At 70.3% G+C, this 14914-nt stretch carries 15 protein-coding genes and 1 tRNA gene; 11 read left to right on the forward strand and 5 right to left on the reverse strand.

The genetic code is table 11. The features are described 5' to 3' along the window. Nucleotides 1–148: 148 nt before the first annotated feature. Nucleotides 149–2902 (forward strand): penicillin acylase family protein, encoded by a 2754-nt coding sequence (locus ACFVXE_RS06020; RefSeq protein WP_389669577.1) that lies wholly within the window; start codon nucleotides 149–151, stop codon nucleotides 2900–2902. 51 nt (nucleotides 2903–2953) lie between these two features. Here ACFVXE_RS06020 and ACFVXE_RS06025 read toward each other — a convergent pair whose 3' ends face one another. Then, entirely contained in the window at nucleotides 2954–3535 is a 582-nt protein-coding gene (locus ACFVXE_RS06025) for a 5-formyltetrahydrofolate cyclo-ligase (RefSeq protein WP_389669578.1), read from the reverse strand. A gap of 105 nt (nucleotides 3536–3640) precedes the next feature. On the opposite strand from ACFVXE_RS06025, the gene galU reads away from it, so the two are divergent. The 8 genes from galU (at nucleotide 3641) to ACFVXE_RS06065 (ending at nucleotide 10643) form a co-directional block, all read left to right on the forward strand. Further along, the gene (galU, locus tag ACFVXE_RS06030) at nucleotides 3641–4543 is read left to right on the forward strand and encodes a UTP--glucose-1-phosphate uridylyltransferase GalU (protein ID WP_389669580.1); all 903 of its coding nucleotides are present in this window, start codon (nucleotides 3641–3643) and stop codon (nucleotides 4541–4543) included. Nucleotides 4544–4547: 4 nt separating this feature from the next. Beyond that, nucleotides 4548–5858 carry a gephyrin-like molybdotransferase Glp gene (glp, locus tag ACFVXE_RS06035; protein WP_389669582.1) on the forward strand — a complete coding sequence of 437 codons (1311 nt, stop codon included), beginning with the start codon at nucleotides 4548–4550 and terminating at the stop codon, nucleotides 5856–5858. A gap of 124 nt (nucleotides 5859–5982) precedes the next feature. Next, nucleotides 5983–6483 carry a cyclic pyranopterin monophosphate synthase MoaC gene (moaC, locus tag ACFVXE_RS06040; RefSeq protein WP_389669584.1) on the forward strand — a complete coding sequence of 167 codons (501 nt, stop codon included), beginning with the start codon at nucleotides 5983–5985 and terminating at the stop codon, nucleotides 6481–6483. Beyond that, nucleotides 6480–7001 carry a molybdenum cofactor biosynthesis protein B gene (locus ACFVXE_RS06045; RefSeq protein WP_389669586.1) on the forward strand — a complete coding sequence of 174 codons (522 nt, stop codon included), beginning with the start codon at nucleotides 6480–6482 and terminating at the stop codon, nucleotides 6999–7001. Before moaC ends, ACFVXE_RS06045 begins: the two co-directional genes overlap by 4 nt. A gap of 17 nt (nucleotides 7002–7018) precedes the next feature. Further along, nucleotides 7019–7630 carry a GNAT family N-acetyltransferase gene (locus tag ACFVXE_RS06050; RefSeq protein ID WP_389669588.1) on the forward strand — a complete coding sequence of 204 codons (612 nt, stop codon included), beginning with the start codon at nucleotides 7019–7021 and terminating at the stop codon, nucleotides 7628–7630. A gap of 158 nt (nucleotides 7631–7788) precedes the next feature. Continuing rightward, on the forward strand, nucleotides 7789–8925 hold the full coding sequence (gene glpR, locus ACFVXE_RS06055; RefSeq protein WP_389669590.1) for a gephyrin-like molybdotransferase receptor GlpR: 1137 nt from the start codon (nucleotides 7789–7791) through the stop codon (nucleotides 8923–8925). 88 nt (nucleotides 8926–9013) lie between these two features. After that, nucleotides 9014–9087, forward strand: a tRNA-Ala gene (locus ACFVXE_RS06060). Nucleotides 9088–9668: 581 nt separating this feature from the next. Beyond that, nucleotides 9669–10643, forward strand: coding sequence for an alpha/beta fold hydrolase (locus ACFVXE_RS06065; protein ID WP_389669591.1), 975 nt, complete (start codon nucleotides 9669–9671; stop codon nucleotides 10641–10643). Nucleotides 10644–10773: 130 nt separating this feature from the next. Here ACFVXE_RS06065 and ACFVXE_RS06070 read toward each other — a convergent pair whose 3' ends face one another. Then, nucleotides 10774–11091, reverse strand: coding sequence for a DUF1963 domain-containing protein (locus ACFVXE_RS06070; protein WP_389669593.1), 318 nt, complete (start codon nucleotides 11089–11091; stop codon nucleotides 10774–10776). Nucleotides 11092–11536: 445 nt separating this feature from the next. On the opposite strand from ACFVXE_RS06070, the gene ACFVXE_RS06075 reads away from it, so the two are divergent. Further along, the gene (locus ACFVXE_RS06075; RefSeq protein ID WP_389669595.1) at nucleotides 11537–12322 is read left to right on the forward strand and encodes an SAM-dependent methyltransferase; all 786 of its coding nucleotides are present in this window, start codon (nucleotides 11537–11539) and stop codon (nucleotides 12320–12322) included. A gap of 78 nt (nucleotides 12323–12400) precedes the next feature. On the opposite strand, the gene ACFVXE_RS06080 is transcribed toward ACFVXE_RS06075, so the two are convergent. Then, nucleotides 12401–12886 carry a GNAT family N-acetyltransferase gene (locus ACFVXE_RS06080; protein ID WP_389669596.1) on the reverse strand — a complete coding sequence of 162 codons (486 nt, stop codon included), beginning with the start codon at nucleotides 12884–12886 and terminating at the stop codon, nucleotides 12401–12403. 50 nt (nucleotides 12887–12936) lie between these two features. Between ACFVXE_RS06080 and ACFVXE_RS06085 the strand changes: the two genes are divergently transcribed. Further along, on the forward strand, nucleotides 12937–13752 hold the full coding sequence (locus ACFVXE_RS06085) for an exodeoxyribonuclease III (protein WP_389669598.1): 816 nt from the start codon (nucleotides 12937–12939) through the stop codon (nucleotides 13750–13752). Between the two features lie 35 nt (nucleotides 13753–13787). On the opposite strand, the gene ACFVXE_RS06090 is transcribed toward ACFVXE_RS06085, so the two are convergent. Next, complete coding sequence (locus ACFVXE_RS06090; protein ID WP_389669600.1) at nucleotides 13788–14063, reverse strand: DUF2087 domain-containing protein; 276 nt, start codon at nucleotides 14061–14063, stop codon at nucleotides 13788–13790. Nucleotides 14064–14131: 68 nt separating this feature from the next. After that, a complete protein-coding gene (locus tag ACFVXE_RS06095; protein WP_389669902.1) occupies nucleotides 14132–14782 on the reverse strand; it encodes a MerR family transcriptional regulator in 651 nt (216 codons plus the stop codon). Nucleotides 14783–14914: the final 132 nt, after the last annotated feature.

Below are 14914 nucleotides of genomic sequence, written 5' to 3' on the forward strand. Positions count from 1 at the left end.
AATCTTTAACGCTTTCTTGATGCGTTCGAGTGTCCGTGCGATCGCTACTCGATTCGATGCATCCCGATACCGCGTCGGACCCGCTTCGGTGCTGCGCCTATGGTTGCTCCTGCACTCCCAGGACCACCCTGCCCCTCGAAGGACAGCGATGCCCGCCAACACAACCGCCTCTTCCGGCTCTTCCGGTTCTGCCGGTGAGAAGACCGGCAAGAAGAAGGGGCGACGCGCCCGCCTGATCGTGATCGTCCTGGTGCTGGCGCTTGTCGCGGGTATCGGTTACGGCACGTTCTGGTCCGTTACCACCGTGCGGGCCTCGTACCCGCAGACGAACGGCTCCATCAAGATCGCCGGTCTCGCCGGCAACGTCGACGTCAAACGCGACAGCTACGGGATTCCGCAGCTCTACGCCGACTCCGACACCGACCTGTTCCGCGCCCAGGGCTTCGTGCAGGCGCAGGACCGCTTCTGGGAGATGGACGTCCGCCGTCACATGACGGCCGGCCGGCTCTCCGAGATGTTCGGTTCCGGGCAGGTCGACACGGACGCCTTCCTGCGCACGCTGGGCTGGCGCAAGATCGCGCAGGAGGAGTACGACACCGTCCTGTCCGCGGACACCAAGAAGAACCTGCAGGCGTACGCGGACGGGGTGAACGCCTACCTCAAGGGGCGCGACGGCAAGGACATCTCCGTCGAGTACGCCGCACTCGGACTCACCAACGACTACAAGCCGACCAAGTGGACCCCGGTCGACTCGGTCGCCTGGCTGAAGGCGATGGCCTGGGACCTGCGCGGCAACATGCAGGACGAGATCGACCGCTCGCTGATGACCAGCAGGCTCAGCCAGAAGCAGATCAAGGACCTGTACCCGGCGTACCCGTACGACAAGCACAGGCCGATCGTCGACCAGGGCGGGATCTCGCAGGTCACCGGTGCGTTCGACCCCGCCGCGACGGACTCCGCCGGCCCCGGCGCGAGCACCGTGCAGGGCGCCACCGAGGGCGTGACCACCCAGCTCGCCTCGCTCTCCGACACCCTCGACGAGATCCCCGCGCTGCTCGGCCCGAACGGCAACGGCATCGGATCCAACTCCTGGGTCGTCTCGGGCAGATACACGACGACCGACAAGCCGCTGCTCGCCAACGACCCGCACCTGGCGCCGCAGCTGCCCTCGCTCTGGTACCAGATGGGGCTGCATTGCCGGCAGCTCTCGGCGACCTGCCAGTACGACACCGCCGGGTACACCTTCTCGGGCATGCCCGGCGTGATAATCGGTCACAACCAGGACATCGCCTGGGGGTTCACCAACCTGGGTGCGGACGTCACCGACCTCTTCCTGGAGAAGGTCTCCGGCGACGGGTACCAGTACGACGGCAAGGTGAAGCCGTTCGTCTCCCGTGAGGAGACCATCAAGGTCGCGGGCGGCGAGAGCCGGCACATCACCGTCCGTGAGACGAACAACGGTCCGCTGGTCTCCGACCGCAGCGGTGAACTGGAGAAGGTCGGTCAGAAGGCCCCCGTCACCAACTCCGCGCCGGACCGCGCCGACGGTTACGCCGTCGCCCTGAAGTGGACCGCACTGGAGCCGGGCCACTCGATGGACGCCGTCTTCGAGCTCGACCGCGCCAAGGACTTCACCACCTTCCGCGCCGCCGCCGAGCACTTCGAGGTCCCCTCGCAGAACCTCATCTACGCCGACACCAAGGGCAACATCGGCTATCAGGCCCCGGGGAAGATCCCGGTCCGCAAGCAGGGCGACGGCACGATGCCGAGCCCCGGCTGGACCTCGGCCTACGGCTGGAAGAAGGACCCGATCCCCTTCGACCAGCTGCCGTACGAGTACAACCCGAAGCGCGGCTACATCGTCACCGCCAACCAGGCCGTCATCGACGAGAAGAAGTACCCCTACCTGCTCACCAAGGACTGGGGATACGGCACCCGCAGCCAGCGGATCAACGACCTCATCGAGTCGAAGATCAAGGGCGGCGGGAAGATCTCGACCGACGACATGCAGAAGATGCAGATGGACAACACCAGCGAGATCGCCGCGCTGCTGGTGCCCGAGCTGATGAAGATCAACGTCTCGGACAAGAGCGTCCGCCAGGCGCAGAAGCTCCTGGAGGGCTGGGACTACACCCAGGAGTCCGACTCGGCGGCCGCCGCGTACTTCAACGCGGTCTGGCGCAACATCCTCAAGCTCGCCTTCGGCGACAAGCTGCCCAAGGAGATGCGGGTCAAGGGCGAATGCCTCACCGTCCTCCCGGCCGACAGCACGGGCCCGGTCGACGAGCAGGACAAGCCGGTGCGCGAGTGCGGCCAGCGCGCCGCGGACACGGCGCAGCCGGACGGCGGCGACCGGTGGTACCAGGTGGTCGCCGGGCTCATGGACGACAAGAACAACGACTGGTGGAAGTCGCCGAGGAGCCGCAAGGACGAGGCGACCACGACCCGGGACGAGCTCTTCGGCCGCGCCATGGCGGATGCCCGCTGGGAGCTGACCGCCAAGCTCGGCAAGGACACCTCCACCTGGAGCTGGGGCCGGCTGCACCAGCTGACCCTGAAGAACCAGACCCTCGGCACCGAAGGCCCCGATCTGCTCCAGCGGGTCCTCAACCGCGGTCCGTGGAACCTCGGCGGCGGCGAGGCCGCGGTCGACGCCACCGGCTGGAACGCGGCGGGCGGCTACGAGGTCGTCTGGGTCCCGTCGATGCGGATGGTCGTCAACGTGGGGGACTGGGACAAGTCCCGCTGGATCAACCTCACCGGCGCCTCCGGGCACGCGTTCAGCGCGCACTACACCGATCAGACCGGAAAGTGGGTCAACGGTGATCTGCTCGACTGGTCCTTCGGGACGAATGCCGTGGCCAACTCGACGAAGGACACTCTGACGCTCAAACCGTCGTAGGGCGCGCGCCGGGCCGGTGGGCCCGGCGCGGTGTCCGCAGAGGGCTTCCCGTCATCCGGTGAAGCGCCGGGCGCCGGCAGGTGTCACCACGGCATCCACGGGGTGGTCGTGCGGTTCCACGGGGACCTGCGCGACCACCTCGTTGTCGTACAGCAGGACGATCAGCGCCGGGTGCGCCCCGGCTGCCGCGAGCCGGGCCAGTACCCGGTCGTAACTCCCGCCGCCCCGGCCGAGCCGCATGCCGCGCCCGTCCACGGCGAGCCCCGGCAGCAGGACCGCGTCCGCGTCGAGAACGGCGTCGGGCCCCAGCCGCGGGCCGTCCGGCTCCAGCAGCCCGCGGGCCGCCGGGAGGAGGCGGCCGGCGCCCTCGTACGGCGCCCAGTCCAGATCGTCGTCCGCGAGCAGCACCGGAAGCAGCACCCGCACACCTCGCGCGCGCAGCTCGTCCAGCAGGGCCCGGGTCCCGGGCTCACTGCCCACCGAGACGTAGGCGGCGACGGTGCGGGCCTCGGCCAGCTCGGCGAGATTCACCGCGCCCCGGGACAGAACCGCACCGGCACGTTCCACGTCCTTGCTGGTCAGGAGGGCCCGCTGGGCGAGCAGTTGACGCCGCAGCGACTTCTTTCCGGACATGTCGGTGTTCAACGCGCACCTATGATCTCTCGTATGTGCATATATAAGTACAAAGTTAACCGGACGCTCATCTTCCGCCCATAGCCAACGGTTATGGTTGCGCGCATGACTCAGTCGCACCCCAGGATCAGCAAGGCTGTCATCCCAGCCGCGGGACTCGGTACCCGCTTCCTGCCGGCCACCAAAGCCACGCCCAAGGAGATGCTGCCTGTCGTCGACAAGCCCGCGATCCAGTACGTCGTCGAGGAGGCGGTCGCCGCCGGGCTCTCCGACGTACTCATGATCACGGGCCGCAACAAGCGGCCGCTCGAGGACCACTTCGACCGCAACTACGAACTGGAGTCGGCGCTCACCCGCAAGGGCGACGCCGAGCGGCTCCAGAAGGTCCAGGAGTCGAGCGACCTCGCCACCATGCACTACGTCCGCCAGGGCGACCCGCGTGGCCTCGGCCACGCCGTGCTGTGCGCCGCGCCGCACGTCGGCGACCAGCCGTTCGCCGTCCTCCTGGGCGACGACCTCATCGACCCCCGCGACCCGCTGCTCGCCCGCATGGTCGAGATCCAGGAGCGCGAGGGCGGCAGCGTCATCGCGCTGATGGAGGTCGAGCCGGCGCAGATCCACCAGTACGGCTGTGCGGCCGTCGACGCCACCGTCGACGGTGATGTCGTCCGGGTGACTGCGCTGGTCGAGAAGCCCGAGGTGGCCGAAGCACCGAGCAATCTCGCGGTCATCGGGCGCTATGTCCTCGATCCCGCCGTCTTCGACATACTGCGCAGGACCGAGCCGGGCCGCGGCGGCGAGATCCAGCTCACCGACGCGCTGCAGCTGCTCGCCGCGGACGAGAAGATCGGCGGGCCGGTGCACGGTGTCGTCTTCAAGGGACGCCGTTATGACACCGGCGACCGGAGCGATTACCTCCGTGCCATTGTCAGACTCGCATGCGAACGTGAAGACCTGGGACCGGAGTTCCGGACCTGGCTCCGCAGTTATGTCAGCGAGGAGATGTAGCACTTTGAGCAGCACCATCTGGTCGGTGGACGAGCACCTGGCAGACATCCTCGGAGCAGTTCGGCCACTCGAACCCATCGAGCTGCAACTGCCGGAGGCCCAGGGCTGCGTCCTCGTCGAGGACGTCATGGTGGAGATCGCCCTGCCGCCCTTCGACAACAGCTCGATGGACGGGTACGCGGTCCGTGTCTCCGATGTCGAGGGTGCCAGCGAGGAGTTCCCCGCGGTGCTCACGGTCGTCGGTGACATCGCGGCGGGCAGCGACGGACTCGGCGGCGACCGGACCGTGGGACCGGGCCAGGCCGCCCGCATCATGACCGGTGCCCCGCTGCCGGCCGGTGCGGACGCCGTCGTGCCCGTCGAGTGGACCGACGGGGGCACGGGCGGCGGCCCCGCGGACACCATGCGCGCCCACCGCGAAGCCCCGCAGGACGCGGGCGGTGAGGTCCGGGTCCACCGCCCGGTCGAGGCCCGCGCCCACGTCCGGGACCGCGGCAGCGACGTGCAGCCCGGCGATCTGGCCCTGCGGGCCGGTTCGGTGATCGGGCCGCCGCAGATCGGGCTGCTCGCCGCGATCGGCCGCTCGACCGTGAAGGTACGACCCCGGCCGCGCGTCGTCGTGATCTCCACGGGCAGCGAGCTGGTGCAGCCCGGCGAGGAGCTGACCGGCGGCCGGATCTACGACTCGAACAGCTTCGCGCTGACCGCCGCCGCGCGTGACGCCGGAGCGATCGCCTACCGCGTCGGCGCTGTGGCCGACGACGCCGATTCGCTCCGCGCCACCATCGAGGACCAGCTGATCCGCGCCGACATCGTCGTCACCACGGGCGGGGTCAGCGTCGGCGCGTACGACGTGGTCAAGGAGGCCCTGTCCTCCGTCGGCGACGCGGACGAGCCGGGCAGCGGGATCGACTTCCGCAGGCTCGCCATGCAGCCCGGAAAGCCGCAGGGCTTCGGCTCGATCGGCCCGGAGCACACGCCGCTGCTGGCGCTGCCGGGCAACCCGGTCTCCTCGTACGTCTCCTTCGAGCTGTTCGTGCGGCCCGCGATCCGCACGCTGATGGGGCTGGAGGAAGTGAACCGCCCGACCGTCCGGGCCACGCTGAACACCGAGAAGGCACTCACCTCGCCGTCCGGCCGGCGCCAGTTCCTGCGTGGTGCGTACGACGCGGAGGAGGGCACCGTCACCCCCGTCGGCGGGTCCGGATCGCATCTGATCGCCGCCCTCGCCCAGGCCGACGCACTGATCGTCCTGCCCGAGGACGTCACCTCCGCGGAGCCCGGCACGGTCACGGAGGTGATCCTGCTCCGCTGACCGCCGCCCGGTGGCGGTACGGTATCTGCCGCTGTGCCTTCCCGGGGGACACCCCCCGGACCCCCGGCCGCACTCCGGTGCAGGCCGAGCGGGCAACCGGCGCCCTACCGCTAGGCGGAGTCCAGTGAGTACGCAGAACAGGCTGACGCATCTCGACGAGGCGGGTGCGGCCCGGATGGTCGACGTGTCCGGGAAGGACGTCACCGCGCGCGTCGCCCGCGCCAGCGGCCGGGTGCTGGTCTCGCCGCGCGTCGTCGAACTGCTCCGTGGCGAGGGAGTCCCCAAGGGCGATGCCCTCGCCACCGCCCGCATCGCGGGGATCATGGGTGCCAAGCGCACCCCGGAGCTGATCCCGCTCTGCCACCCGCTCGCCGTCTCCGGTGTCGGGGTCGATCTGAGTGTCGCCGACGACGCGGTGGAGATCACCGCCACGGTGAAGACGACGGACCGTACGGGCGTGGAGATGGAGGCGCTGACCGCCGTCTCGGTCGCCGCGCTCACCGTCGTCGACATGGTCAAGGCGGTCGACAAGAGCGCGGTCATCACGGACGTCCGGGTCGAGGCGAAGTCCGGCGGCAAGTCCGGCGACTACCGGCGCCCCGCGCCCGAGGGAGCGGACGCATGACGGCACCCGACGCGGCCCCGGCCGCTCCGTACACCGCCCTCGTCGTCACGGCGTCGAACCGCGCCGCGGCCGGTGTCTACGCCGACCGCGGCGGTCCGCTGATCGCGGAGGCGCTCACCGCGCTCGGTTTCGCCGTCGACGGCCCGCGGGTCGTCCCCGACGGCGACCCCGTCGAGCAGGCGCTGCGGGCCGGCGTGGCCGCCGCGTACGACGTCGTCGTCACCACCGGCGGCACCGGCATCTCGCCGACCGACCGCACCCCCGAGGCCACCCGCCGCGTCCTCGACCACGAGATCCCCGGGATTCCCGAGGCGATCCGCGCCCAGGGCCGTGACAAGGTCCCCACGGCCGCCCTCTCCCGCGGTCTCGCGGGCGTCGCGGGCCACACCCTCGTCGTGAACCTGCCGGGTTCCACCGGCGGGGTGCGCGACGGGCTCGCCGTACTCGAACGCCTTCTGGTGCACGCCGTCGACCAGCTCCGCGGCGGCGACCACCCCCGACCCGGGAGCCCGAGCTGAACGTCCCGACCTGGCCGGTGATCCTGACGGACGGAGCAGTCGCCCTCCGGCCGATAAAGCTGCGTGACCAGCGCATGTGGCGCGAGGTCAACCGGCGCAACCGCGACTGGCTGCGCCCCTGGGAGGCGACCGTCCCGCCACCCGCCCCGGGCGGCCCCGTCGCCCGGCGTCCCACCTACCGCCAGATGGTCCGTCATCTGCGCTCGGAGGCGAACGCGGGCCGGATGCTGCCCTTCGCCATCGAGTACGAGGGCCGCCTGGTCGGGCAGTTGACCGTCGCCGGAATCACCTGGGGGTCGATGTGCTCGGGTCATGTCGGCTACTGGGTGGACCAGGACGTGGCGGGCCGCGGCGTGATGCCGACCGCGGTCGGGCTCGCCGTCGACCACTGCTTCCGCGCGGTCGGACTGCACCGCATCGAGGTGTGCATTCGTCCGGAGAACGGGCCCAGCCGAAGGGTGGTGGAAAAACTCGGATTCCGCGAGGAAGGTCTGCGTCCTCGCTATCTCCACATCGACGGTGCCTGGCGGGACCACCTGATCTACGCGCTCACCGCGGAGGAAGTGCCCGACGGACTGCTCCGGCGCTGGCACCGGGCACGACCCGGGACGCCACGCGAAATAAAATAAGTGTTCGAAATTGATCGTCGCGTGACTGCAAACGAACGGGCGAACGCCGACTGTTGATCTGAACAATCACAAAAAAAGTCCGTGATATCAGCCGGATCGTGCGACACACCGGGCCAATTGGCGGATGCCTCCGTGCAAACCCCTCTACGGTGTGAGACGTGAGCAGCAGCGGCCTCATCTATGCAGTCATCGTCGGGGCCTGGGCCGCCTACTTGGTGCCGATGTGGCTCCGAAGGCAGGACGAGCTCAACGAGGACCGTCCGACGGAACGCTTCAGCACCGCCATCCGGCTGCTGTCCGGACGGGCGGCCATGGAGCGCCGGTACGCCAAGGAGCTGCGGGAACGCGCCAACGACGAGGCGGAGCCCGACGTCGACCCGGACGCGAGCACGGACCGAATGGATTCCGTGGACGTCCGGGCCTTCGCCGCGCCTCCGGCGCACACCGAAGCCCGGGTGCACGATCCGGCGCACGCGGCCCCGGAGCGTACGGACCGGGCCCGGCAGGTCCGGGAAGGTTCCGCGCCCGCGCGGCGCGCGCGTCCCGGCGGGATCGACGCCGAGCGCGCCCGGCGCGCCCAGCGCCTCCAGGTCCTCGCGCGCCGTCGGCGTACCACCTCGGTCCTCTTCCTCGCCTTCACCCTCGGCGCGGTCGTCGCGGCCGTCGGCGGCCTCCACTTCCTGTGGGCGCCCGCGGTCCCGGCCGTACTGCTGAGCGCGTACATCGTGCATCTGCGCGCCCAGGAACGCCGCCGGTTCGTCTTCACCATGGACCGGCGCAGGGCGGAGGTCGCGGCGCAGCGCCTGCGCGAGAACCGCCCCCGCAGGCACCAGCCCCCGGCGGCGGCCCCGGTCGAGTCCGACGAGGAGGCCGAGGCGCGCCACCCCGATCCCGAGCCGGAGCCCACCGTCACGGTCTCCCCGCAGGAAGCGGGCCGGCGCGCCCTGGTCGAGCAGACGGACCACGCGGAATGGGTCGACCAGCAGCGTGAACGCGGACGGGCCCAGGGCGACAGCTGGGAGCCGGTCCCGGTCCCGCTGCCGACGTACGTCACGGCGCCGGTCGCCCCGCGTGCCACCAGCGGTGTCGAGGTCGGCAACCCGGAGACCTGGAGCGCGGCCCGCTCCAGCGTCGCCGAGCCGACCCAGACCGGCACGGCGGCCCCCGTGGTGCCGCCCGTCGACCCGGCGCCGCGCCAGCGCGGCAACCCGTCCCGCCGCACCCGCGACCGCGGCCGGACCCCGCTCTTCGACCAGTACGAGAACGGCGACCGCCCCCGCGCCGCCAACGAGTGAGACCCGTCCCGCCGCCCACCCGGCTGACCAGCGGAGGAACGGATTTCCAAGCACCCCCGTAGGGGTGCTAGAGTTTCACTCGTTGCAAGGGCCTGTGGCGCAGTCTGGTAGCGCACCTCGTTCGCATCGAGGGGGTCTGGGGTTCAAATCCCCACAGGTCCACCGCAGCTCAGAGCCCCTACCGGGGAAACCCGGTAGGGGCTCTTTGGCGTTGTGCGGCGGTCCGCTCCGAGCGGACGGCCGCGCTCTGCGGGCCGGGTCCGGCCCGGCGTGGGCGGGAAAGGGGCTGTGCGTGGCTCAAGGCGCTCGCGGTGCCCCCGTCCGCCGTGCGGGATCCACCCGGCCGCGCAAGGGGCCGGGACCGCGCGGACGGACGGCCGGGAAGCCTCCCCGCCCGCCTGCCGGGTGCGAGGGCCGGAGCGTGGGATACCTCCGTACGGGGCGGTCGCGGGGTGGCACGAGCGGGACCTGAGGGACGCGCCGGGCGCGCATCGTTGTCGATGTGCGGGGGATCACATACTTTGCCCGGTGGTGTCATTGCCTGCTCGGTTCTCAGGGCGACGGTCTTCCTGCGTGATGCGGTGTCATGTCCTGCGGGATTCCACCGCGGCCGCTTGCCAGGGGAGATCCGTGGTCGCGGCCCTTTCCCGTTGTGCCGGCGAAAAACGTGACGGAGTGAGATGAGTCGATCCGGCCCCGGACGTCAGAGCGGTCGTCGTGCGCGCCGTGGATCTCGGGTGCCGGTGGGGCTGCTGGCCGTATCCGCCCTGGTGCTCACGGCATGCAGTTCCTCCGAAGCGGGCTCCATCCCAGGGGGAAGTGCCAGCGCGAGGACCGAGGCGTCTTTCGCGCGGCTGATCGATATCGGCCATGGCCGGAAGATCTATCTCGAATGCCGCGGCAGCGGGTCCCCCACGGTCGTTCTCGTCCCGGGACTCGTTGCCGCCGCCGATACCTGGAGTTATGTGAAGGACTCCGCCGGCGCCATGAAACCCAGCGGATCGGCCGTATACCCCAGGGTCGGAGAATTCACCCGAGTCTGTTCCTACGACCGCCCGGGAACGGCACGGGAGAGCGGTGGCGTCACCACCTCGACATCGGTGCCGCAACCCACCACGCCGCGGGGGGACGTCGCCGACCTGCGCGCGGTGTTGGACACGGCGGGGGTGGGCGGACCCTATGTGCTCGCCGGATGGTCGGCGGGCGGTCCGGTCGTGAGGATCTTCGCCGCCGAGCATCCGCACGAGGTGTCCGGCCTCGTGCTCGTCGACGCGGAATCGGAATTCCTGCAGTCGGAGCTCACGCCCGCGCAATTCGACACCTTCCTCGCGCTGATCCGCAACGACGACAGTAAGCGCGTCGCCCAGTGGAAAGATGTGGAGAGGCAGAATCCCGAGAAGGTCTTCGACCAGGTGCGCGCCGCTCCCGCGGCGCCGCGGATTCCCGTCGTCGTGCTGTCCGGCGACACTTTCGACCCCGCCGCATTCCGCGCTCGCCTTCCGGCGGGTGCACCGGCCGGTTTCGCCCAGGTTTTCTGGCGGGCACAACTGGCGTCGCAGGAGCGTCTCGCAGAGCAGTATCCCGATGCGGAACACATCACGAAGACGCGCAGCGACCACAACATTCACAACAACCGGCCCCAGCTCGTCGTCGACGCGATTCACGATGTCGTCGAGAAGGTCCGCGGCCGGCAGAGCGGAAAGCCTTCACCGCAGTGACCGTCCCGCCATTTCGGTGACCATCCCTTCTCATCGGCGACGTCGGGGGAGCCCCGGCGCCGGCGCCGGGGAATCGCGCGGAAGCGGCACAGCCTTCAGGTCCGGCCGGTGGCGGGCGGTTCGCCGGTGATCAGCTGCACTGCCAGGTGAACATCGCCCGGTCGAAACGGAGGTCCGCCAGATCCTGCCGGCGGATCAGCCAGTACAGGACGCCGCTGTCGCCCCACATCATGTCGGCCGCCGTATCGCTGTCGAACTGGGCGAGCAGCAGCCACTCGCGGGCCTCCCGCGACAACTCGGGGTCGTTCCAGGAGAGGGGTTCGTCCCGGACCGCAGCCGCGATCTCGATCTCCACCGGGTTCTGGATCGACCGGGCGTGGCCACCGATCCGGTGGCCCGCCACACCGTCGTGGTCCCCCAACGCGTCCAGGAACTCCTGGGCGCACACCGGGTGGTCGTACCGTCCGAAGGGTGCCTCGGGAGCGAAGGCCTCCCGGACATCCGGGTGCCAGGGATCCGTCGCGGTGCCCGTCGCCCGCGCGGCGCGCCGGTCGCCGGGTCCAGGCGGAAGCCCGGGCGCAACAGCCCCAGCCACTGCTCCGCGATGTCGGAGGGAAGGTGCTCGTGGGCGAGTTCGCGCAGTGTCCCGGACGGTCCTTGTGTCATGAGGTGATGATGCGCGCTCCCACTGACACTCCCGGGGCTCCGGCCGGGCGGCGGACGGGGGGACGGGTCGTACGGCGAGGAGTCCGGCACCTCGGGGATCCGTCGAACTCCGTTTCGCCTACGCTGTTTTCGATCACCTTCCGCACCGGCACTCCCTTTTGGGGATGCCTGGCGGCAGGATGAACCGCAGCCCCCTGCCCGCGATTCACCCTCCGGAGGAGCGACCTGTGACCGTCGGCCCGTCCACGCCTCAGATCGACACCAGCAAACCGCACCCGGCGCGCGTCTACGACTGGCTGCTGGGGGGCAAGGACAACTACCCCGTCGATCAGGCCGTGGGAGAGAAACTCCCCCCGGAGGCACGGGCCAACGCGGCGCGGAACCGGGCCTTCATGCACCGGGCCTCCGCCTGGCTGGCGCGCCAGGGCATCGACCAGTTCCTCGATGTGGGCACGGGCATACCCACCTCACCCAACCTGCATCAGATCGTCCAGGCGATCACACCGACGGCTCGGGTCGTCTACGCGGACAACGACCCCATAGTGCTCCGCCATGCGGAGGCGCTGCTGGTCAGCAGTCCTGACGGGGCGACGGATTACATTCACGCCGATGTGCGGCAGCCGCAGCTGATCCTCGACCGTGCCCGGAAACTGCTGGACTTCGACAGGCCCATCGCCCTGTCCCTGATCGCGCTCATGCACTTCCTGCCCGACGAGCAGGACCCGTACGGCATCACGCGCACCCTGGTGGACGCCCTGCCGTCGGGGAGCTGGCTGGTGCTGTCGCACGGTACGGCGGACCAGCATCCGGAACTCCGGTCCGAGACCGAGTCCGCCTACCGGAAGGGCGCCATCTCGCTGCGGATGCGCAGCCGCACCGAGGTCGAGCCGTTCTTCGACGGCCTGGACCTCGCCGAGCCCGGGCTCGTACCGGCCACGGAGTGGTACCGCGAGGAGCCGGCTCCGGAGGTCGAACGAAGCGGGTTCTACGTGGGTGTCGCACGGGTCAGGTGAGGCGGCAGGGCCCGGGGCGGCGCCGGCCGGGCGGTCAGCAGGGCCCTGCGACGGGCCCCGCGCGGCGTGGGGCCCTGATCAGGACCCCTGGAGCGGCTTGGCGAAGCAGAGGCTGCTCTCGTACGTGCGGTAGTACCCGAACTTGTCGCAGGGCGTGTAGCCGCTGGACAGGTAGAGCGCGATCGCCTCGGGCTGCTGGTCCCCGGTCTCCAGCACCATGCGGGTACGGCCCGCCTCCCGTGCGTCCGTTTCGAGAGCGGCGAGGATGCGGCGGGCCAGACCCTTCCCGCGGGCCTGCCGGGTCACGAACATCCGCTTGAGCTCGGCGTCACCGTCCGAGTAGTTCTCCTCGTTCTCGTCCTGCGCGCGCCAGCCGCCGGTGGCCACCGGCACGTCCGACTCGTCGTAGGCGACCAGATACAGACCGTTCGGGGGTCGGAACATCGACGGGGCCAGCGGTGTGGCATCGCCCTCACTCCCGTAGCGCTCGGCGTACTCGAGCTGCACCTCGTCGTTGAGTTTGACGGCATCGGGGTGATCAAACGGTCTGTACTGGATATTCATGCGAAGTATGGTACAGGTATACGACGAATGGTTGTCGGTATTGTGCCGGGATGCTCACCGTGACCAGCGTAAACGTGAACGGGCTCCGCGCCGCCGCCAAGAAGGGCTTCGTCGAGTGGCTGGCGGGGACCGAGGCCGATGTCATCTGTCTGCAGGAGGTGCGCGCCGAGCCGCAGCAGCTCGCCCCCGAGGTGCGCGAGCCCGAGGGCTGGCACACCGTGCACGCACCCGCCGCCGCCAAGGGGCGGGCCGGGGTCTCGCTCTACACGCGCCGGGCGCCGGAGCGGGTGCAGATCGGGTTCGGTGGATTCGGGGACGCCGGGAGCGAGGAGTTCGACGACAGCGGCCGGTACGTCGAGGTCGACCTGCCCGGCGTCACGGTGGCCAGCCTCTATCTGCCCTCCGGTGAGGTCGGCACGGAGCGGCAGGACGAGAAGGAGCGCTTCATGGGCGCCTTCCTGTCGTACCTGAAGGGCCTCAAGGAGCGGGCCGCGGCCGGTGGCCGCGAGGTGCTGGTGTGCGGTGACTGGAACATCGCCCACCGGGAGGCCGACCTGAAGAACTGGAAGGGCAACAGGAAGAACTCCGGTTTCCTGCCGGAGGAGCGGGAGTGGCTGACCCGGGTCTTCGACGAGGCCGCGTACGTCGACGTGGTGCGGGCGCTCCACCCCGACGAGGAGGGGCCGTACTCCTGGTGGTCCTACCGGGGGCGCGCCTTCGACAACGACACGGGCTGGCGCATCGACTACCAGGTGGCGACCCCCGGCCTCGCCGCGCGTGCGACGAAGGCCTGGGTGGAGCGGGCCGCCACGCACGGCGAACGCTGGAGCGACCACGCGCCGGTGACGGCCGTCTTCACCCGGTAGCCCGGTAGCCCGGTCGGGGTGCGGAGGGGGAACGCCTACTGGGCCCGCCGGTAGCTGCTGCCGTCCTTGGGACGGGTCAGCAGGCCCGCCACGACCAGATACCGGCGCAGCGCCGAGTAGTCGTCGTGCACGGTGAGCAGCGCCTCGTTGACCTCGCGCTCGGTGTACGTGCGGCCGGGCTCGAACAGGGTCCGGGTCAGGTGGACGAGCAGTTGCTCCCGGCGGGCCGGCTTGCGGGGGATCGCGGTCAGCCGTCCGTGGGAGAACAGGGCGGCGACCCCGCGTGAGTCGCTTGCGTCGTTGTCAGGCATGACGGGAAGCCTGTCCTACGGCGGGGGGCCGGGCAACGCGTTTTCGTGCGGGCGGCCCGGCGGGGGGTTCACGCCGCCGGGGTCCTGGGCGGCTGCGTGCCCTCGTCGCGGCGCAGCCGCCGGTCCAGTGCCATGGAGAGCTCCGCGTCCACCACCGCGCGGGCGAGCGGGCGGAGCCCGGCCGGTTCGGTCTGTGCGGTGTGCGCCTGCAGTATGCCTACGAAGAGGTCGGCGAGTGCGTCCGCGTGTTCGCGGACCCGGCGGCCGGCCGAGAGCACGGTGGAGAGCGGGACTCCCTCCCGCACCAGCTCCGCCGACACCTCCAGGAGACGGCGGCTGATGTGCACGATCTCGTCGCCGTCGGTGGCGAGGTAGCCCAGGTCCAGCGCGGCGGCGAGGTTCTCCGGGGTGACCTCGCCCTCGAAGTGGTCCGCGAGCTGCTCGGGCGTCAGACGGACCGGGACCTCCTCGGTCGGTTCGCCCAGCCCCAGCACCTCGGCGACGTCGCGGCCGCTCTCGAAGGTGCGGGCCAGGTCGGCGATCCCGGTGAGTGTGTGGCCGCGCTCCAGCAGGCCGGCGATGGTCCGCAGCCGGGCCAGGTGGTGGTCGTCGTACCAGGCGATGCGCCCCTCCCGGCGCGGCGGGGCGATCAGGCCGCGCTCCCGGTAGAAACGCAGGGTCCGCACGGGGATGCCGGCTTCCTTGGCCAGCTCCTCCATGCGGTATTCGCGGTGCTCGCGTCCTTCAGCCACTACCGCACCCTATGTTGTACCGCCGGTAACTTTCCCTTGCCGGACCCCTACCCATCGGTACGGAGCTGCTCTACTCTCCCAACAATGCCAGTGATTGCT

It is taken from the genome of Streptomyces sp. NPDC058231, from assembly GCF_042882275.1.
Taxonomy (GTDB): domain Bacteria; phylum Actinomycetota; class Actinomycetes; order Streptomycetales; family Streptomycetaceae; genus Streptomyces.